The organism is Actinomycetota bacterium, assembly GCA_030774015.1.
Classification (GTDB): domain Bacteria; phylum Actinomycetota; class UBA4738; order UBA4738; family JACQTL01; genus JALYLZ01.
The window spans coordinates 72697-91421 of record JALYLZ010000134.1 but is presented as its reverse complement, the minus strand read 5'-3'; the positions used below and the strand labels follow the sequence as shown (position 1 = coordinate 91421).

13 protein-coding genes and 1 pseudogene are annotated in these 18725 nt (G+C 71.0%); 6 read left to right on the top strand and 8 right to left on the bottom strand.

Features of this window, described 5'->3' with window-relative positions:
* The 6 genes from M3Q23_13735 to M3Q23_13710 form a co-directional block, all read right to left on the bottom strand.
* On the bottom strand, nucleotides 1-1181 hold a 1181-nt coding region (locus M3Q23_13735), incomplete at its 3' end, for a nickel transporter (GenBank protein MDP9343120.1).
* Entirely contained in the window at nucleotides 1178-2584 is a 1407-nt protein-coding gene (locus tag M3Q23_13730) for a tetratricopeptide repeat protein (GenBank protein ID MDP9343119.1), read from the bottom strand. The genes M3Q23_13730 and M3Q23_13735, both read right to left, overlap by 4 nt.
* Nucleotides 2585-2610: 26 nt before the next feature.
* On the bottom strand, nucleotides 2611-3945 hold the full coding sequence (locus M3Q23_13725; GenBank protein ID MDP9343118.1) for a DUF4331 domain-containing protein: 1335 nt from the start codon (nucleotides 3943-3945) through the stop codon (nucleotides 2611-2613).
* A gap of 190 nt (nucleotides 3946-4135) precedes the next feature.
* Nucleotides 4136-4843, bottom strand: a complete 708-nt coding sequence (locus tag M3Q23_13720) for a hypothetical protein (protein MDP9343117.1) — start codon at nucleotides 4841-4843, stop codon at nucleotides 4136-4138.
* A gap of 46 nt (nucleotides 4844-4889) precedes the next feature.
* Nucleotides 4890-6470 (bottom strand): long-chain fatty acid--CoA ligase, encoded by a 1581-nt coding sequence (locus tag M3Q23_13715; GenBank protein MDP9343116.1) that lies wholly within the window; start codon nucleotides 6468-6470, stop codon nucleotides 4890-4892.
* A 45-nt stretch (nucleotides 6471-6515) separates the two neighbouring features.
* Nucleotides 6516-7505 carry a hypothetical protein gene (locus M3Q23_13710; protein ID MDP9343115.1) on the bottom strand — a complete coding sequence of 330 codons (990 nt, stop codon included), beginning with the start codon at nucleotides 7503-7505 and terminating at the stop codon, nucleotides 6516-6518.
* Between the two features lie 156 nt (nucleotides 7506-7661).
* Here M3Q23_13710 and M3Q23_13705 point away from each other — a divergent pair, with 156 nt between their 5' ends.
* From M3Q23_13705 to M3Q23_13680, 6 genes and pseudogenes are all read left to right on the top strand, one after another.
* Nucleotides 7662-8471, top strand: a complete 810-nt coding sequence (locus M3Q23_13705) for a sugar phosphate isomerase/epimerase (protein ID MDP9343114.1) — start codon at nucleotides 7662-7664, stop codon at nucleotides 8469-8471.
* A gap of 365 nt (nucleotides 8472-8836) precedes the next feature.
* Nucleotides 8837-9007 carry a hypothetical protein gene (locus tag M3Q23_13700; GenBank protein ID MDP9343113.1) on the top strand — a complete coding sequence of 57 codons (171 nt, stop codon included), beginning with the start codon at nucleotides 8837-8839 and terminating at the stop codon, nucleotides 9005-9007.
* A gap of 156 nt (nucleotides 9008-9163) precedes the next feature.
* Nucleotides 9164-9860: pseudogene (locus tag M3Q23_13695) on the top strand (magnesium transporter CorA family protein).
* A gap of 333 nt (nucleotides 9861-10193) precedes the next feature.
* Nucleotides 10194-11117: a non-homologous end-joining DNA ligase gene (gene ligD / locus M3Q23_13690; GenBank protein MDP9343112.1), complete on the top strand. Its 924-nt coding sequence runs from the start codon at nucleotides 10194-10196 to the stop codon at nucleotides 11115-11117.
* A gap of 103 nt (nucleotides 11118-11220) precedes the next feature.
* The gene (locus M3Q23_13685; GenBank protein ID MDP9343111.1) at nucleotides 11221-12645 is read left to right on the top strand and encodes an MBOAT family protein; all 1425 of its coding nucleotides are present in this window, start codon (nucleotides 11221-11223) and stop codon (nucleotides 12643-12645) included.
* 3 nt (nucleotides 12646-12648) lie between these two features.
* Nucleotides 12649-14010 carry a DUF459 domain-containing protein gene (locus tag M3Q23_13680; protein MDP9343110.1) on the top strand — a complete coding sequence of 454 codons (1362 nt, stop codon included), beginning with the start codon at nucleotides 12649-12651 and terminating at the stop codon, nucleotides 14008-14010.
* Between the two features lie 31 nt (nucleotides 14011-14041).
* Here the strand turns inward: M3Q23_13680 and M3Q23_13675 are convergent, their stop codons facing one another.
* Together M3Q23_13675 and M3Q23_13670 are read right to left on the bottom strand one after the other, a co-directional pair.
* Nucleotides 14042-17719 (bottom strand): ABC transporter substrate-binding protein, encoded by a 3678-nt coding sequence (locus tag M3Q23_13675; GenBank protein ID MDP9343109.1) that lies wholly within the window; start codon nucleotides 17717-17719, stop codon nucleotides 14042-14044.
* Nucleotides 17720-17725: 6 nt separating this feature from the next.
* Complete coding sequence (locus M3Q23_13670) at nucleotides 17726-18721, bottom strand: 1-acyl-sn-glycerol-3-phosphate acyltransferase (protein ID MDP9343108.1); 996 nt, start codon at nucleotides 18719-18721, stop codon at nucleotides 17726-17728.
* Nucleotides 18722-18725 lie beyond the last annotated feature (4 nt).

Below are 18725 nucleotides of genomic sequence, written 5' to 3'. Positions count from 1 at the left end.
GGGTTGGGGGGGGGACTGGCCCACGAGGGACCGCCGGCCGGCCCCAGCGCCCCGACCGGGCCACTCACGGACGCACCAACCAACTCGCGAGTCATCGCATGGCCATTCTTCGGCGCTTCGACGTGGGGATGGGCGTGAGCCGTAGCGGCTCTCGACCGCAGGCGACTGAGCAGCAGGCCCACGCCGAGACCCACCACGAGCAGACCAGACGCGAGTGTGATCCATGGGTAGACCTGCTCCGGGGCGAACTGCGCCAGCAGGAACACGCCCACTCCGATGCCGAGGACGGAGGCCGTGTGCATGAACGCCACGGCCAGGCCCACCTGCACGGCCTGCTTCATGCGGCCGCCGGCGCCCACCAGGTACGCCGCCATGATGGTCTTGCCGTGGCCGGGCAGGAGCGCGTGCACCGCGCCGAACCCCATGGCCAGCAGCAGCGCCAGCAGGAACACCGGGACGGAGAGGCCGGTCCACGTGGCCAGCCGGGCGAACGCTCCGCCGGTGATGCCGGGCCGGGCGCTCTCCGCGCCCGCCGAGGGAAGCGCCGGGGCGGCCCCGCTCGCACCGGGCTCGAACTGGAGCGTGGCGGTGGTCACGTGCAGCGGGCTCGACAGCAGGGCCGTCGGATACGACAGCAGCGCGTCGCTCATGCTGCGGGCCGGCACGTCGGAGCCGCGCACGGTGGCGCCGTCGGCGCCGACCGCCGTGATCTCCCGCCATCCGATCCGGCCGGCGTAGTTCCCCTCCCGGTACTCCAGGGTCCCCGTCCTCGGGACGGCGCCGGCGAACTCCGCTTCCAGGCGCAGGATGGGGAGCCCGCCCTGGCCCGGCCGGAAGCGCATGGAGCTCGAGACCACCTGGAGCGCGATCCTCCGACCGTTCGCCGTCGCGGTCACGCCCCGGACCAGCTGCCCGGCCTTGGCCGCCGCGTAGGCGGACCGCTCGGCCGGGCTGGCGGTCCCGTCGCCGTCGGTGTCGATCCTCGGCATCTCCTGGAACGTGGGGATCTCGGCCATGTCCAGGACGTAGTTCACCTGGAGGCGGCCGGGCTCGATGACCAGGCCGCTGTACAGGTTGATGGTGAAGTTCCCGAGCGGGTGGGCGGAGGCCGGTCCCGCCCACACGAACAGCCCGGCCAGCACCAGGCCCGCCACCGCCACCGCCCGGAGCGCCTTCCTCACGCCGGGCCTCCCAGCGCCGCCAGGGCCTGCGCCGCCACCGGCGAGTACAGGATGGAGAAGCGAGGGTTGATGTCGAGCGCCGCCTGAAGGTCGCGGCGGGCCGCCGGGGCGTCACCCAGCGCCTTCTCGATCATCCCTCGGTGGAAGTACAGGAGCGCGTTCCGGTACCCGAGCTTCGTGGCGAACGTGGCGTACCGGAGGGCCTCGGCGTCGTGTCCGTTGGCGTGGAGCGCCCACCCCAGGGCGTCGGCCACCAGGACGCTGTGCCGGCGGCCCCATTCCGTCTTCGCGGCGGCCACCGCGGCCCGGGGATTTCCGTGGTCCGCGTCGAACAGGGCCAGCTCGAGGTCCACGTTGACGCCGTTGGCCTGGAAGAGCTTCTCCTCCACCCGGACCAGCGCGTACTGCCGCTGCGCCTCCGCGGTCTGCCCCGTGGCCGTGTACTGGTCGCCTAGCGCGATCACATACTGCGGGAGCGGGTAGCGGGAAACGATGCCGCGGTACAGCCGGATGGCCTCCTGGACGTCCCCGTCTGCCCACGCCACCCGGGCCAGCCCTTCCTGGGGCGGGAAGTACTCGGGGGCCAGCTGTGCGCCCCTCCGGTACCACGCCGCCGCCCGGTCCGTTCGGTCGCTGTTGAAGTACAGCTCCCCGAGGTAGTACGCGGCGAAGGCCTGGTCGTCGGGCGTGCCCGCCGCGTCGAAGGCCATCCGCATGGCCTGGATCGCACCGGGAACGTCGCCCTGGAGCTCGCGCGCGTACGACACCCGGGCGTACGAGGACAGGTCGGGCTTGAGGTTCACCATGTGCTGGATGGTGGCGAACGCTCGGTGGTACCGGCCCAGCTCGATCTGGGCGTCGCCGATCACCCCGTACACGTTTCCGTTGTAGGCGTTGACCGCCCTGGCCTTGTCTCCCCACCGCAAGCCGCCCGCGAAGTCGTGGCGGGCCAGGGCCAGTGCGCCCTCGCCCGTGTACGCGGAGAAGTTCCCGTCCGGCTGGAGCCGCAACGACCGCTCCAACGCGCCCTGGGCCTTCGGGTAGTACCGGGGGTCTGCGGTGACACGGGCTTCCTGGACGTAGGCCAGGCCGAGGTTGGCCCAGGACTGCCAGTCCTCCGGAGCGGCCCGGAGCCGCTGCTGGAGGCTGGCGATGGCGTCCTGGAGCGTCCCGGACAGGATGACCGGCTGTTCCGCGAGGGCGGACCCTGTGGAACGGGAGTCCGTCGTGGAAGGCCCCTGGGCCGGCTGCTTTCCCACGGTCCGGAACAGCCCGATACCGCCCACCACGAACAGCACGAGGGCGAGCCCTACCGCGGCGAGCACGCGCCCACCCCTTCGGACCCGCCCCCGCCCGGGGGGCGTGGAGGGGCCCGCCTCCATGCGGACCCCCCCATCGACCACCGTCTTCAACGTGTGCCCTCCCCGACCTAGCTGGCTTCCGAACCGGAGTGCGGAAGCGCGACGTAGGGGAACGTGCTTTCGAAGGGCACGTCGTTCGCGTTCACGCCGTCACCCAGCTGTCCGACGATGGACGGCGGGTTGGGCAGCAGGATGCCCTCGACGACCTGGAGCGCCTCGTCGATGATGTCGTCCGAGAGGCGCCGGCCGTTCGGGAAGCCCTGCACGTCGCCACCCACCGCTCCGAGCGTCGAGCATGCCGTGGTGCACAACGGCGTGCTGAGGTTCAGGCGGAGCATCTCGCTCGGGCTGCCGTGCGGCGGCATGTTCAGGCCCTTGAGCCCCGTCAGGAACACGCTGATCAGGTCGGCCCGCTGGATCCCGGCCGTGTTGGGGTCGGAGTCCGGGACGGGGATGCCATACACCGCGTTCAGGACCTGGGGCAGGATCGGGTCCTGCACCGCACCCAGGAACTGGGCGTCGTTCTTGGGCTTGGAGCCGTTGAAGTAGTCCTTCAGCGACACCGGGACGACGACCTCGTTCACCAGGGGATTGCCCAGGCGCGAGACCTGGACGAACTTGCCCTTGGCGGTGAGGTTGCCCTTGCTGTCCTCGACCCGGGTGGACTTGCGCTCGGCCGTGGTCCACACGCCGATGATGTGGCTCCCGTCGCCACCCTGCTCCACGTCCGTGTTGGGGACCTGGAGCACGAGGGTGTTGACGTTGAAGTCGGCGAGCGTGTCGGTCCCGGCCTCGCTGAGGTCGCCCCCGTAGGCGAGGTCGAACACCCGCAGGTCCAGGAAGAACGGGTCGTCGGACTGCCCGGCCAGGGTCGTGCCCTTGCCGCCGTCGATCTTCTTCGTGGCCTGGCCGCGCAGCGCCGCGTAGTCCGGCATGGAGGCATCCCCCACGTCCGACGGCGCCGAGATCGCCTTCTTCAGCAGGGTGTGCGCCTTGCCGTTGTCGATCTCGGTCAGCGTGTAGGTCTGGTAGAAGTTCAGGTCGGGGTCGGTCAGGCTGGTGACGACGCCGGTGTTGTAGAGGAAGTTGCCCGGCGTCCGGTAGTGGCTGTGGAACACCCACCGGTAGATCACGTCCGGCTTGGCGTCCCCGTTGTTATCGATGTTGATGTCGTAGCGGACCCCGTCCGCCCACGCGAAGAAGTTCGGGCCGCCCTGGGGCTTCTCGAACGGGATCCAGTTGCTGACGAAGGTCACGGTGTCAGGCTTGTCGGGACTCTTGAACGCGTACAGGTCCGTCCCGTCAACCTGAGGATCGGCCGCGACCAGCGGCGCCTCGCGGTGGCTTGACGCCAGGACGGCGTTCGGACCGAGGCCTGCGATGAGGCCGGTGCCGACTGCCATCGTGGCACCGAGCGCGACCGCCGCTGTGCGAAGTCGTTTGCCGACAGGCAAGGGATACCTCCTTTCGCTTTCGTTTCGATCGGGCGGGCCGCCGAAGCACCCGCCGGACTCTCCGCCGGGTCCTCGGTCATCACCTCCCCCCCGAGGACGTCGACGACCTCCCTAGCTTCGCGGCGGTGCGCCGGACGGATTACCGGAGGGATGCTTTTTCGAGCGTCGGCCCCGGCGAGGGAGCCGGCCGGGACGCTCGGAGGAAGCCGTAGAACATCACGGCGATCCCGGCGGCGAGGGTGAGCGAGAAGCCCGTGGAGTTGCCGGTGGCGGCGAAGGCGGAACCCGCGGCCACGATGGTGGCGCCGACGGCGATGGCGAGCGTCCCGGCGAACCGGTCCCGGAGCTCCGGGCGCCCGCGCATCCGCCACGCCGACCACAACGTCCCCGCCAGCAGGACGACGTACGCGGGGATGCTGTACAGCCGCGCCAGCTGGAGCGCGAACTGATCGTGGCGGAACGCCTTCGTCCCGGAGGGCAGATGGGCCGCCAGCGCGGAGACGTCCACCGGCGCCGAGCGGATGCGGGAGACGGCGAACGCCGTTCCGAACAGCAGGACCAGCAGCACCCCGGCCGCCACGCGGCGGTCCTTCACCAGCAGGTGCACCTCGCCCTGCGCCAGGAACGGGACCGTGAGCACCGCCCCGAGCAGCCAGTACGCGCGGAACTCGCCCACCGACCAGCCCCGCAGGACGCCGAGGAAGACCACGAAGGAGGCCCCCGCGAACATCCCCAAGGCCAACGCCCACACGGCCTGGTAGGACCGCCTCCGCCGGAGGTACTGCCGGACCAGAAGGAGGGTGAACGATGCCGCCACCAGCGCGGCGAGCAGCGGGAACACCCACATGGCCGGGCTATCTTACGGAGCCGCCGGCCGGAAGGCTCCAAGGGCCCTACGTGCCCTGCGGCTCCTGCGGTTCCGGGGTCCCGCCCAGGATCTCCTGGCCTCGGAGGGCCCGGCGCAGGACCTTCCCGGTGGGGAGGCGAGGGAGCTGGGAGACGACTTCGATCTCTCGGGGAACCTTGAACCGGGCCAGGGACGTCGCCGCGAAGTCTGCCAGCTCCTGGGTGGTGGCGGTGGCGCCGGGCTCCAGCACCACCATGGCCTTCACTGCCTCGCCGGTGCGCGGGTCCGGGATGCCGATGACCCCGACCTCCTGGACCCCGGGATGGCGGATCAGGACCTCCTCGACCTCCTTCGGGTACACGTTGAAGCCGGACACGATGACGAGGTCCTTCTTCCGGTCCACCAGGTACAGGTAGCCGTCCTCGTCCCGAACGGCCACGTCGCCGGTGCGGAGCCACCCGCCCTCGAACATGGAGGCGCGGGTGTCCTCCTCCCGGTTCCAGTAGCCCAGGAAGACGTTCGTGCCTCGCACCACGATCTCGCCCGGGTCACCCTCCTCGACGTCGTCGCCCCGCTCGTCAACCAGCCGGACGTCCACCCCCGGCAGGGGCAGGCCGATGGAGCCCCAGCGGGGGGTCTCGCCGAGGGCGCTGGTGGTGACGGCGGGCGCGGCCTCGGTGAGCCCGTAGCTGTCCCACAAGGGGACACCGAACCGGTCCCGGAACCCCTCCTGGACCTCGGGCTGGAGCGGGGCCGCGCCGGACAGGGCCAGGCGGACGGAGCGAAAGGCCGCCGGTGAGGGCTCGGAAAGCGCGAGCCACGCCGAAAACATGGGCGGAGCGCCCGGCAGGACCGTGACCCCGTGGCGCTGCACCAGCTGGAGGGTCTCCTCGGGGTCGAACCGCTCCACCAGCAGGGTCGTGGCCCCGGCATCCAGGGCCGTGGCCAGGATGGCGTTCAGCCCGTAGATGTGGAACAGCGGGAGCACGGCCAGCACGACGTCGTCCTGGGTGACCGCCGTGGGGACCGCCTTCATCTGCTCGATGTTCGCCGTCAGGTTGGCGTGGGTGAGCATGGCGCCCTTGGGGTTGGCGGTGGTCCCGGACGTGTACTGGATGAGCGCCAGGCCGCCGTCGCCGCCTTCCCCGTCGGCCGCCCCTTCAGGGCCGGCCGGGGGCGGGTCGCCGGCGTCGGCCAGGGCCTCCTCGAACGACATGGTTCCCGGGGGGACGGGTGGTCCGGCCACCACCAGGACGTGCGCGAGGTCGGGGAGGCGGTCCCGGGCCCCCAGGACCGTGGGGAGGTAGGTCATCTCCACCACCACCGCCCTGGCCCCGGCGTCGGCCAGGATGGCACCGACCTCCGCCGAGGTCAGCATCACGTTGAGCGGCACGCCCACGGCGCCGGCCCGCCACGTCCCGTACAGGGACAGGACGAACTCGGGCACGTTCCCGACCAGGAACGCCACCCGGTCTCCCGGCTCCAGGCCGAGCCCGGCCAGGCCGGCGGCGGCCCGGTCCACGGCGGCGTCCAGCTGCGCGTACGTGACCGGGCGGCCCCGGAACAGCAGGGCCGTCCGGTCCGGGACCCGGGCCGCCGATCGGGCCAGCACGTCCGACGCGTTCATTGCCGCCGGAGTGTAGCGGGCGCGCGGCGCCCAACGGCGGATTCGTCAGCCCACCGGGCGGTGCGGGGTGAACTCCCCGGGGGCCGGCGTCCGGCCGGCCCACTCGGCGTGCGTGGTCCCCACCGAGATGAGCACGGCGACCTCCTCGAACCCGGCCCCCCGCCGTTCGAACAGGACAAACCTGGACGAACCGACCTCGGTGTTGTGGCAGTACCGCTCGGAGCCGTCGGGGTCGATGTACCGGGCCTGGACCAGGTAGGCGGGATCGCCGGCCACCCGGCCGGTCAGGCGGAACCGCCGGTTGGCCACGTCGATCCGCCAGGCCCCCAGCGCCGAGTCCCGGCGCCGGGAAAGCTTCGAGAACCGCAGCCACTGCCCCCTCCATCGCAGGCCCACGAACGTGGTGAAGGGAGTCACAAACGGCCCGCGCTTCCCTTGGGCCGTGAGGGCTTGGATGGCGACGTCGCCGTCCTCCTCGAAGGCCGAGCAGGCCGCCCAGACCCAGCGCTCGGCATGCCGGGGCCCGTAGAGGTGGCCCTGCTGGCCCGGCATCTCCTCCACCACGTGCTCCCGCCCGGCCACGGTGACCGTTCCGGTGAACCGGGTGCGCGGGTTGGGCGAGAACGGCTTCGTGGGGGCCAGGCCCCCCCGGTACAGCGCGTCCGGCAGCAGCCGGTAGGTGGGCTCGCCGACGTCGAAGCTGAGGGCCCACGACACCTCGTGGCCTCCCCCCGAGATCGCGCCTTCCGCGCGGCCGGAACGCAGGAAGGCATCTCCCATGCGCACCTCGAAGCTATCCGACCCTCCCGTCGCGTAATCCTCGATGGGCAGACCCCGGTTCAGGGCCAGGATGTCCTCGGGACGGTCCCGGTCGAACCGGGCGAACCACAGCCGGGCCTCCGGCGCGGCGCCGGTCGGCGCCAGCAGCGTGTAGCGGATCCAGTACCCGATCTGCCCGTCGGAGGCGGTCAGGAACCAGACCTCGTAGCGGCCGGCCTTGCCGTTCCAGGCGGGAAGGTTGTCGTCCTCGCTCATGGTCGCCAGGAGGATAGCCGGAGCGCGGCCCCCGGCGGGACATGTTCGGTTCCGGCAAACGACATCAAAGCTTCACGCCCCTCTTGGGGGCGCTTCGCGCAGCGCCGATACAATGGCTCGGCCGTCGCCCCCCTTGAGCCCGAGAGGTCGAAGCGTTTGAAGTCGCCGCCGAGGCTGCTGTTCTCCACCGCCCCCTTCTACCGGTTCCCGCTCCGGGAGGGGCTCCGGCTCGTGGCGGAGGCCGGCTACGACGGCGTCGAGGTCATGGTGACACAGGACCCCGTCACGCAGGAAGCCCACCTCCTCAATGCCGCCACCCGCGAGTTCGACCTGTCCGTGCACGTCGTGCACGCGCCGTTCCTGTTGATGACGAGGCGGGTGTGGGGGACCGACCCCACCGGCAAGATCGTCCGGGCGGTGCAGCTGGCCGAATCGGTGGGCGCGTCGCTGGTGGTGATCCACCCGCCATACCGGTGGCAGGTCCGGTTCCGCCGCTGGGTCGAGCACGACCTGGCCGAGTTCTCCGCCCGGACCGGCGTCGCCATCGCCGTGGAGAACATGTTCCCGGTCCGGCTGCCCGGCGAGCGCGGGCTGACCTTTCACTCCGGGCAGGAGATCGAGGAGCTCGACCGGAACCCCTACCTCGTGCTGGACACCAGCCACGCCGCGGTGGCCCAGCTGGACATCCTGGACATGTACCGGCGCTACCGGGACAAGCTCCTGCACATCCACCTGTCGAACAACGCCGGCAAGGGGTGGGACTCCCACCTCCCGGTGTACGACGGATTCCTGCCCCTGGCCGAGTTCCTCGACCTGATCGTGGAGGACGGCTTCCCCGGGACCGTGTCGCTCGAGCTCGACCTCCGGCCCTATTTCAGGGACGACCGGGCCCTCAAGGAGGTCCTGGTTCGCAACCGGGAGTTCTGCGAGGCCCGCCTGCTCCAGGCGCGCCCGGCCGGTCGCTGACCGCTCTCCCCCGACCGGGGGAGTTTCCGATACCGCCGTTCGGGGAACACACCCAGTCAGTTGCGGAAGGAGGAAACGAGCATGGCCTATCAACCGCATGCACACGAACCTGGCCCGGTGGAGCCGGAACGCAATGGCCTCGCCGGTTACGCAGCGATCAAGTACACCGCCATCATCATCATCGTGCTGGCCATCATCGGGTTCCTGGTGTGGGCCATCACCAGATTCACCAGCTGAGGCCACTCCACCTCCAGCTGAGCTTCGCGCCGTCTTTCCTGCGGCGCGAAGCTTTTTCTTTGGGCCGAGTCCGGCGGGGGGCGGCCGAGGGCGGCGGGCCGGACGGCCTCTGCTAGCCTGCGCCCCGGATGCGCCGGGCGACCCTCATCATGCTGATCGCGCTGTTCCTGGTGTTGGTCGGAGCGGCCGTGGTCCAGGCCGTCCTGGGAGGTCATGATCGGGCCCCGTGCGGCCCCGAGACCCCCGGCGGCCTGCCCTCCGCCGGCTCCTGCGTGACCCCCTCGCCCTCCGCTCCCTGACCAGAACGCTTCCACTTTCTCCGGGGTCGGCCGGCCGGCCCATCGGGAACACCGAGGTGCTGTGGGTGGAGGCCGACGTCTCGGGGGCGGGGCCGGGCGACGTGCAGGTCCTGGTGGACAGGTTCGGAAATCGATCCGCTCGCCGTCGAGGACGCCCTGAACCCCCGGCAGCGGCCCAAGTTCGAACGGTACGAGGGCCACTCGTTCCTGGTCATGCACCAGCTCGACGAGGTTCGCGGTCAGCTGGAGCAGCGGCAGATCGCGTGCTTCTTCGGGGACGACTTCCTGGTAGTGATGCACTGCGGCGCCGACCGGATGGTGGCGGAGGCCCGCAAGCGCGTGGAGACCCTGGACGAGGAAGCCCGCAGCGCCGACCGGCTTCTGCACGCGCTCCTGGACACCGTGGTGGACGGCTACGAGTCGATCGCCGGCCGCCTGGAGGGCGACGTCGAGGAGCTGGAGGCCACCGCCCTCCGGGTCGCTCGCCAGACCTCCATGTCCACCCGGACCCTCGGGGACATGCCCAGCCGACACGGAGGAGCTGTTCCGCGACGTCCACGACCACGTCCTGCGCATCAGGGCCCAGGCCCGCAGCGTGGAGGAGTTGGCCGACGCCGTGCTGGACCTGACCCGAGGCGTGCAGGCCGACGTCCTCAACGAGGTCAACAAGAAACTGTCGGCGTGGGCCGCCATCATCGCGGTCCCCACGTTCATCGCCAGCATCTACGGGACGAACTACAAGCTGCTGCCATCGCCGGATCTGGGGGCGCTCGGGTTCGTCTACGTCCTCTGCATCATGGCCGGCTCGGCGGCCGCGCTGTGGCTGTTCTTCAAGCGCCGCCGCTGGATCTGACCGCCGGCGGACCTGGCTCCCCGCGATCGCTACGCCGAGGCTCGGGCCGCCGTGGGCTCCTTGTGCTCCGTCTCCTTGTCCGCGCCGAACGTGAAGAGCTTGTAGGGCCGGCGGATGCCTCGAGGGGCGTCCCGGGCCTCGTTGATCCTCACCTGTCGGGTATACCCGCAGCGCCGCGGGCTACCCGCGGGGCGGTGGGGGGTCGCCACGGCCTGGGCGCTTGCGCTCACGGCGCTCGTGGGAACACTTGACGGGATGGATCCGCTGGACCGCCTCCCTGACGACGCCCGATCACGCCTGGTCCGGGCCAGGCAGGCTGCCTGGGTGCAGCCGATGCTGGCCACGCTGACCGAACGACGGTTCTCGGATCCGGGCTGGACCTTCGAGCCGAAGTTCGACGGCGAGCGGTGCCTGGCTTTCCGGAGCGGCGGGAAGGTCAGGCTGCTCTCACGGAACCGGCTGGCCTTGAACGGCCACTACCCCGAGCTGGCCGAGGCCCTCGGATCCCAGGACACAGACGACTTCGTCGTGGACGGCGAGATCGTGGCGTTCGAGGAGGGCCGGACCAGCTTCGCGCGCCTCCAGCGCCGGATGCAGATCCGGGACCCGGAGAAGGCCCGCCAGTCGGGCGTCGCCGTGTTCCTGTACGTGTTCGACGTCCTGCACGTGAACGGGTTCGACCTCGCCGGGCTGGAGCAGCGGCACCGGAAATCGGTCCTGCGACGGCTGCTGTCGTTTCGGGATCCCCTCAGGTTCACCGCCCACCGCAACACGAAGGGTGAGGCCTACTGGGAGGAGGCCTGCCGGAAGGGCTGGGAGGGCGTCATCGCCAAGCGTGCGGATGCGCCATACGTGCACGGGCGCTCCCGGGACTGGCTGAAGTTCAAGTGCGTCAACGAGCAGGAGCTCGTGATCGGCGGCTACACCGATCCCCAGGGGTCGAGGGAGGGGTTCGGCGCCCTCCTGGTCGGCCATTACCGTGACGAGGACCTCGTCTACGCCGGGAAGGTGGGAACGGGATTCGACGACCGGACCCTGGAGCGCCTGGTCCGCCAGCTCCGGTCCATCAAGCGCTCTCGGCCGTCGTTCACCGCCGGCCGACTCCCCCGGACCGGCGTGCACTGGGTGGAGCCGAGACTGGTGGCCCAGATCGGCTTCACGGAGTGGACCCGCGACGGCCAGCTCCGCCATCCCCGGTTCCTGGGGCTGCGAGAGGACAAGGACCCACGCGAGGTGGTCCGGGAACGTCCGGCGTGAGCGCTCCGCGGGGCGGGAAAACCCTTCCTGACCAGGGGCGTTGAGCGTGGCCGCCACGAGGGCCTAGACTGCGCGCAATCCCATGGCCGGGAGCTAACTGAACATGCTCTTCCCCACCATCGACTTCGCCGTCTTCTTCGGCGTCGTGTTCCTGGGGCACTGGTTGCTGAACCCGCACCCGGTGCGCTGGAAGCTGTTCATGCTCGCGGCGAGCTACGTCTTCTACGGCTGGTGGACGACGTCCTACGTCTGGCTCCTGGCGGCCTCGTCCACGATCGCGCAGCTGGGCGCGCTGGGCGTGCACCACGCGAAGACCGAGCGGCAGCGCCGGTGGGCCATGATCGGCGGCGTGGCCGGGCTGCTCGGGCTGCTCGGCTACTTCAAGTACTACGACTTCTTCGTCCAGAACGTCTACAACGGGCTCAACCGGCTGGGCGTGCACTCGCCGTTCCCGCTGATCTCCGTGCTGCTGCCCATCGGGATCAGCTTCTACACGTTCATGGGGATCAGCTACGTCGTCGACGTCTACCGGCGGGAGGCCGAGCCGGCGGGCTGGCTCGACGCGTTCGTGTACCTGTCGTTCTTCCCGCATTTGGTGGCGGGGCCCATCGTGCGGACGAACGAGCTGGTGCCGCAGATCCGAGCCCGGCGGGATCCCCGCAACGTGGACTCCTCGCGTGCCGCGTCGCTGATCATGGGCGGGCTGTTCAAGAAGGTCGTGCTGTCGTCGTTCCTGGCGACGGCGATCGTCGACCCCGTGTTCCGCGCGCCGGCGCAGCACCACTCGCTCGAGATCCTCCTCGCGGTCGTCGGCTACGCCGTGCAGATCTATGCGGACTTCAGCGGGTACACCGACATCGCCATCGGGGTGGCCCTGCTGCTCGGGTTCCGCTTCCCGCAGAACTTCGACCGGCCCTACACGGCGCGGTCGCTCCAGGACTTCTGGCGGCGCTGGCACATGACCCTGTCCAGATGGCTGCGGGACTATGTGTACATCCCGCTGGGCGGCTCGCGGGGCCCGCGGTGGACGACCTACCGAAACATCCTGCTGACCATGCTCCTGGGAGGGCTGTGGCACGGCGCGAACTGGACGTTCGTGGCGTGGGGCGGCCTCCACGGGGTCGGGCAGTGCACCGGGCGGTGGCGCCGGGAGCGCCGGCTCGAGGCCGGTCTCCCCGAGATGGACGAGACACCCGGGGCCCGGCTCCGCCAGCGCGTGGGGACGTTCGCGCTGGTATGCCTGGGATGGGTGTTCTTCCGGGCGGATTCCTTCGGGACGGCGTGGACGCTGCTGCGGCGGCTGTTCACGGCGTGGGGGCCGGCGCCGCTGGCCACCCCCTTGGTGATGGGGGCCATCGCGCTCGGGATCGGGATGCAGTACGCGCCGAGCGACCTGGGCGAGCGCGTCCGGGTCGGCTTCTCCCGTCTGAGCGTGGTGGCGCAGGGGCTGGCGCTCGGCGGAACGCTGTTCGCCGTCACGACGCTGGGGCCGCAGGGCGTGGCCCCCTTCATCTACTTCCGGTTCTAGGCCATGAAGACGGAGCGCGAGACCAGGCGAGCGAGGCGGGCCCGGATGGGGCCGGCCTCGGGCGTGCACGCGGCGCACCGTCCGGCCGTTCCCGAGCCCGGCATGGAGCCGGCGCCGGTGCCGGGGCGTCCGGGAACCGGCGCTCCGAGCCTCGAGCCGGTCCCGGACCTCGACGAGGTCCGCCGGCGCCCGTGGCTGGCCCTGCGCCGCCGGTCCATCCCCGGAACGGACCGGCACGGCCTGGCCGCGGGGCAGGTCCTGGTGGTCATGGGGATCTGCTTCGGCCTGTGGGGGCTGCTGTCGGCGCATTCGCTCCGGAAGTCGGCGGACGCGTCGCCGCTCGGCGCCCGGCGGACCGCCGCGCTGGCGGTCCTCGGTCCCCTGGACGGCCTGAGCCATCTGGTGTTCCTGGACCGGCTGGCCAGCGTGTTCCAGCGGGCCGCGGGGCACGACCCGGACCGGGTCAGCCCCGGCGGCGGGATGCTGGCCGACGGGCCACAGCCATCAACGGGGCCGTCGCTCGGTGGATCGGGCAAGCCGGGGTCCCCGGGAGCCGCCGGCGGCGGCCCGAGAACCGGAACGCCGTCGGGAAGAGGGACGGGCCAGGGCTCGCCGCGGGGCGGGGGCCACCAGCGACCCTCGGCGGGCCGCACCGGCGGCGGCAACACGGGCCGATCGGAGGTCCCCCCGCTCCGGGTGCCGACCCCGGCGCATCCCCTCCGGGTCCTGGTGGTCGGGGACAGCTTCGCCGAGGACATCGAGCTCGGCCTGGCCCGCGCCTTCGACTCCGGCACCGTCCGCCTGATCGAGAAGGGCGAGCATTCCACCGGCCTGTCCCGGCCCGACTACTTCAACTGGCCGCTCGAGCTCAGCACCGACACGGCCCGGTACCGCCCCGATGTCGTGGTGGTCATGCTGGGCGGCAACGATCCGCAGGCCGTGCAGACGCCGTCCGGTGACGCCATCGCCCGGTTCGGGGTGGGAGACAAGCGGTGGGGCCAGGCCTATCGGGCCCGGGTCGACCGGTTCGTCCGGGAAGCCACGGCGGAAGGAGCCCACGTGGCATGGGTGGGGCTCCCGGTCATGCAGGACCCAGCGTTCAGCCACAACATCCGGGCCCTCGACGACATCTACGGGGAGGAGACGGCGAAGTACCCCGGCGTGCTGTTCCTGGACACCTGGGGCCTGTTCACCGACGGAAACGGGCACTACAGCGCCTACCTCCCGGACGCGAAGGGAGACCTCCAGCTGGTCCGGGACGGAGACGGGATCCACCTCACCGCGGCCGGCAACGACCGCCTGGCGAACGCGTTGCTGAAGGCGATGGAGCGGAGGTGGAAGCTGTCCCCGAAGGCGCTCGGCTGACCGCGGTCGTTGCCGTGTCGCTGACCAGCGGTCACGCCGTGGTGGGCTCGTCCGCGTCCCGCGGATCGACCAAGAGGTCGGCGAAGTTCGCCGATGTCTTGCCGAACTCGCGCCAGCCGTGCACGCGCGGCTTCACGATCGCCATGCTGCGGCCGTACACGAGCGGGATGCACGCCACCCGCTCGGTCACCACCATCCGGTCGGCTTCGTGGAAGAGCTCCAGCCGCCCGCGGTCGCTTCGCTCCTGACGCGCCCGCTCGATCAGCTCGTCGAACGGCGGCCACGAGAACCGCCCCTCGTTCGTCTTGCTGTCGCTCTGGAAGAGCAGCCGCAGGAAATACTCGGGGTCCGCGTACCCCGGGAGCCACCCCGTGAAGATGATCGGCGCCACCTCGCGGGGGTCGCCCATCGATGGCAGCATGTCCCAGGTCCAGGACCGGACCTCGACCGGCACGCCCAGCACGTCGCGCCAGCTGGAGGCCACGGGCTCGATCAGCACGCGATCTCCCTCGAGCGAGGCGACCGCCAGCGACCCCTCGAAGCCGCTCCGCGCCAGGTGCTCCCGCGCGAGCTCCGGGTCGAACCGCAGCGCGATGTCGGGCGTGTGGCCCTTAAGCGCCGGCGGCACCACGCCGCCGGTCGCGAGCACGAGGTTCGCCGGCATCGTCGCGACGAGCGCGTCCCGGTCGACGGCTCGGGCGAGCGCGATCCGCAGGTCGAGGTGGGAGAGCGCCGGATCCGCGTGATCGAACGCGAGGTATCCCGACCAGCCGGCGGGACCGACGACGGCGTCCGGCCCGCCCTGCTCGACCAGGTCAGCGATCCGCGGCGTGTACCGCACCGTGACCAGGTCCAGCTCGCCTCGGTCGTATCGATCGAGCGCGTCGGGGATCTGGCTCCGGACGACCTCGACGCGCCGTACGTTGCCGACGCGAGGCCCGAGGTAGTCCGGCCTGCGCTTGAGCACCAGGCGGTCCGCGTCCCGTTCCACCACCACGAACGGTCCGCTCACGACCTGTCGGCCAGCCTCGGTCCACATCTCCCCCGCTGCTGCGATCGCATGCCGCGGCTGCGGTCCGCCGTCGGGACGGTTCATCACGCTCATGAAGTACGGCGCGGGCGCGACGAGGCGGAACTCGACCGTGCGGTCGTCGAGCGCCCGGACGCCGATCGTGTCCGGGTCGGGGTTCCGCCGCAGGTAGTGCTCCTGCCCGTTCTCCAGGACGAAGTAGATCGCGACGCTCGAACCCGGCTCGTCCGGGTCGAGCACCCGCTTGATCCCGAACTCGACGTCGTGAGCCGTGAGCGGCGTCCCGTCCGACCACGCGAGCCCCTCGCGCAGGTGGAACACGTAGCGCAAGCCGTCGTCCGCGATCTCCCAGCGCTCGGCCAGGTTCGGCACGATCGTGCGTTCCGGCCACTGCTCGACCAGCCGGTCGAACAGCTGCATGCAGAGCTGGATGTTCGGCCAGGCGATCGCGGAGCGGGGATCGGGGTCGTTCGGCAGGAAGCTCGATGAGACGCGGAGCACGGCAGCCGCCGGTTGGGACGACGGAAGCGGTGGCGTCCAGAGCCCGAACGCCCGCTGGTACGTCGCGTTCGCCTCGGCGAAACGCAGCGACATGTGGAGCGCCAGGGCGAGCTTGAAGAGCACGAGCGCCATCACCTGGCGCTCCCCGCGACGCTCCAGGATCGGCAAGAGCTCCTGGTAGTGCCCGATCGCCTCGTCGAGCGCATACGCTTGGCGCGCGCGGTCGCCCGCCTTGGTGAGGTACGCGACGGCCTGTTCCTCGTCGGCCGCGCCGAGCCAGTGATGCGCGAGGAGCCCGGCGACCTCGTCCTCGTGGCCGGCGTTGCGCTTCTCGAGCCACTCGGCCGCCATGCGGTGCATCCGCTCACGCCCGTTCTTCACGAGCGTTCTGTAGGCCGCCTCCTGGATCAAGGCGTGCTTGAAACGGTACTCGGGCTCCGGCCAGCGGCGACCCTCGCGCAGGAGGTCCAGCCGCTGGAGCTCGGTGAGCGCGGAGCGGATCTGGCCGTCGCGTCCCGGCATCAGCGCCTCCAGCAGCGGCAGGCCGAACTGTCTGCCGAGGACCGACGCGGCCATCAATGCGAGGTGCGCCGGGGGTGAGAGCCGGTCGATCCGCGACAGGATCACCTTCTCGACGGTGGGCGGGATCTCGACGACGACGGCGTGGTCGAAGCGCCAGCCCTCGTCCTCGTGCACCAGCGCGCCGGCGTCCGCGAGCGAGCGCACCAGCTCCTCCAGGAAGAAGGGGTTCCCTTCGGCCGGCTCGAGGATCCGTTGTTCCATCTCCTGGGGAAGGGTTCCCGCGCCGATCAGGGCATGCAGGAGCTCGCGGCCCCCGTCCCCGGAGAGTGCCTCGAGCGAGATCTCGCTGGCCCGGTGCGGGAGATCGCGGGCGGCGACCTCCTTCACGCGCCAGGACGCGTGGTCGCGCTCGGGGCGCATCGTGAGCACCAGGAGCAGGGCCGCCGTCTCGGTGTCGGCGAGCAGCCGCTCGAGCAGCTGCAGCGAGGTCGCGTCGGCCCAGTGCAGATCCTCCAGTGCCACGACGACCGGGCCGTCCTCGGCCAGGCGGCCGAGCAGGGTCCGAACGACCTCGAAGGTCCGGTACTGCAGGGCCTCGGGCGAGAGCTCCGCCAGGCGGGCGGCGGCCCCCGGCTCGAGCCTGAGCCCTAGGAGCTGCCCGAGGTAGGGCTCGATCTCTCCGGAGCGGCCGCCGAACAGCCGCTCGACGTTTCGCCGCAGCGCGACGCGCAGCCGCAGCTCGGGCTCGTCGATCGCCGCGCCGAGCCACGTTCGGAGCAGGTCACGGAACGGCCAGTACGGCAGCGACTCGCCGTAGGACACGCACCGCCCCTCGATCCACAACGGCCGCCCCTCCGGCGCGGCGGCCGAGTCGAAGGTGGAGCGGAGCTCGCCGAGCAGTCGCGTCTTGCCGATCCCCGGCTCGCCCACGAGATACAGGATCCCGCCGCTGCCCTCTCGGACGGCGTCGAGCGCCCGGCGTCCGGTCTCGAGCTCACGCTCGCGCCCGATCATCCGCACATGCACGCCCTCGAGGCCCCGCGTCCGCGTGGCCGGCCCGGGTCCAAGCGCGGCCACGACGGTTCGTGCTGTCACCCGCTGTGCCTTTCCTTTCAGGTCCAGGGAGACGGGCGCATCCCACCCGAACATCGGCTTGGCCAGCCGATGGGTCTCCTCGCCCACGAGCACGGTGCCCGGCGCGGCGTGGGACTGGAGCCGGGCGGCGGTGTTGACCACGTCCCCGAGGGCCCCATACTCGACCCGGTCGCCGGCCCCGATCGCGCCCACCACGACCGGGCCCGTGTCGATGCCGACGCGCACGCCGAAGCTCTCGATGCCCCAGCCGCGGTCGACCTCGCGAGCGAAGTCCCCGATCTCGCTCACGATTCGGAGCCCGGCCCGGATCGCTCGCTCGGGGTCGTCCTCGTGCGCCACGGGTGCGCCGAAGAGTGCGAGGACCCCGTCGCCGGCGAGGTCCTTGACGATGCCGCCGAACGCCTCGACGGACGTCACCATGCGGGCGACGGCATCGGACACGATCAGCTTCAGGTCCTCGGGATCCAGGCGCTCACCCAGTGCGGTGGACCCGACCAGGTCGGCGAACATGGCCGTCACCACCCTGCGTTCTTCACGGACGTCACCCGGCGAGGCGGTCACGCTAGATCAGAAGAAAGCGCTCCGGCGCGACATCAGGTTCCGGTACAGCATCTGCTGGATGTGGTCGCGGATTCGATCCGTGAGCTCGAACACCAGCATGGCGTCCTGCCAGGCGTCCTCGTCATAGTCCTCGGTGTGGATCGGCTCCCCGAACTCCACGATCCACTTCGACGGTAGCGGGATCGCCCCCAGAGGGCCGAACCACGGGAACAGCGGCGTGATCGGGAAGTACGGGAACCCGCCCAGGCGCGCGATCAGCTTCGCGTTCCCGATCATGGGATAGATCTCCTCGGCCCCCACGATGGCCACGGGGATCAGCGGCACCCGGGCCTTCAAGGCCAGCTCGATGAACCCGCCCCGCCCGAACCGCTGGAGCCGGTACCGCTCCCGGAACCCCTTGCCCACGCCCTTGTATCCCTCCGGGAACACCCCCACCAGCTCGCCGTCCTCCAGCAGGCGCAGGGAGTCCTCAGGGCTGGCCAGCGTGTTGCCCATCTTGCGGGCCAGCGGGCCCACGAACGGCATGCGAAACGCCAGGTCGGCCGCCAAGAGCCGCACGTGCCGGTGCATCGGGTGGTGCTCGTACACGCCGAACTTCATGACCACCGAGTCGACCGGCACCGTGCCCGAGTGGTTCGCCACAAGCAGCGCCGCGCCCTGGTCGGGGATGTTCTCCAGCCCTCGCCAGTCGATCCTCCAGTACTGCCGGTCCAGCGGGCGCATCAACGGCGCCAGGACCCGCTCGGTGAGCTCCTGGTCGAACCCGTACTCGTCGACCTCGTAGTCGCCGGTCAGGCGGCGGCGAAGGAACTCCAGCGTGGACTGGACCGTGGTCGCCTCGAACGGGCCGATGCGCTCGTGCCGCTGCGGCAGGTGGACCCGGCAGAACCCCGTCTCGCCCACCGCGCGGTTCCGGCACCGGTTCCCGCTGGCGGTGAGGGCCTGGCACCGCTCCGGCTCCGCCCCCCGGCGCGCATCCCGAAGCGAGATCACCTCTGCCATGGCC

Excerpts from the sequence above, each read along its gene's own strand:
- M3Q23_13725 (MDP9343118.1), bottom strand. The coding sequence starts at position 3,945 with ATGGCAGTCGGCACCGGCCTCATCGCAGGCCTCGGTCCGAACGCCGTC.
- M3Q23_13720 (MDP9343117.1), bottom strand. The coding sequence starts at position 4,843 with ATGTGGGTGTTCCCGCTGCTCGCCGCGCTGGTGGCGGCATCGTTCACC.
- M3Q23_13715 (MDP9343116.1), bottom strand. The coding sequence starts at position 6,470 with ATGAACGCGTCGGACGTGCTGGCCCGATCGGCGGCCCGGGTCCCGGAC.
- M3Q23_13710 (MDP9343115.1), bottom strand. The coding sequence starts at position 7,505 with ATGAGCGAGGACGACAACCTTCCCGCCTGGAACGGCAAGGCCGGCCGC.
- M3Q23_13700 (MDP9343113.1), top strand. The coding sequence starts at position 8,837 with ATGCGCCGGGCGACCCTCATCATGCTGATCGCGCTGTTCCTGGTGTTG.
- ligD (MDP9343112.1), top strand. The coding sequence starts at position 10,194 with ATGCTGGCCACGCTGACCGAACGACGGTTCTCGGATCCGGGCTGGACC.
- M3Q23_13685 (MDP9343111.1), top strand. The coding sequence starts at position 11,221 with ATGCTCTTCCCCACCATCGACTTCGCCGTCTTCTTCGGCGTCGTGTTC.
- M3Q23_13680 (MDP9343110.1), top strand. The coding sequence starts at position 12,649 with ATGAAGACGGAGCGCGAGACCAGGCGAGCGAGGCGGGCCCGGATGGGG.
- M3Q23_13670 (MDP9343108.1), bottom strand. The coding sequence starts at position 18,721 with ATGGCAGAGGTGATCTCGCTTCGGGATGCGCGCCGGGGGGCGGAGCCG.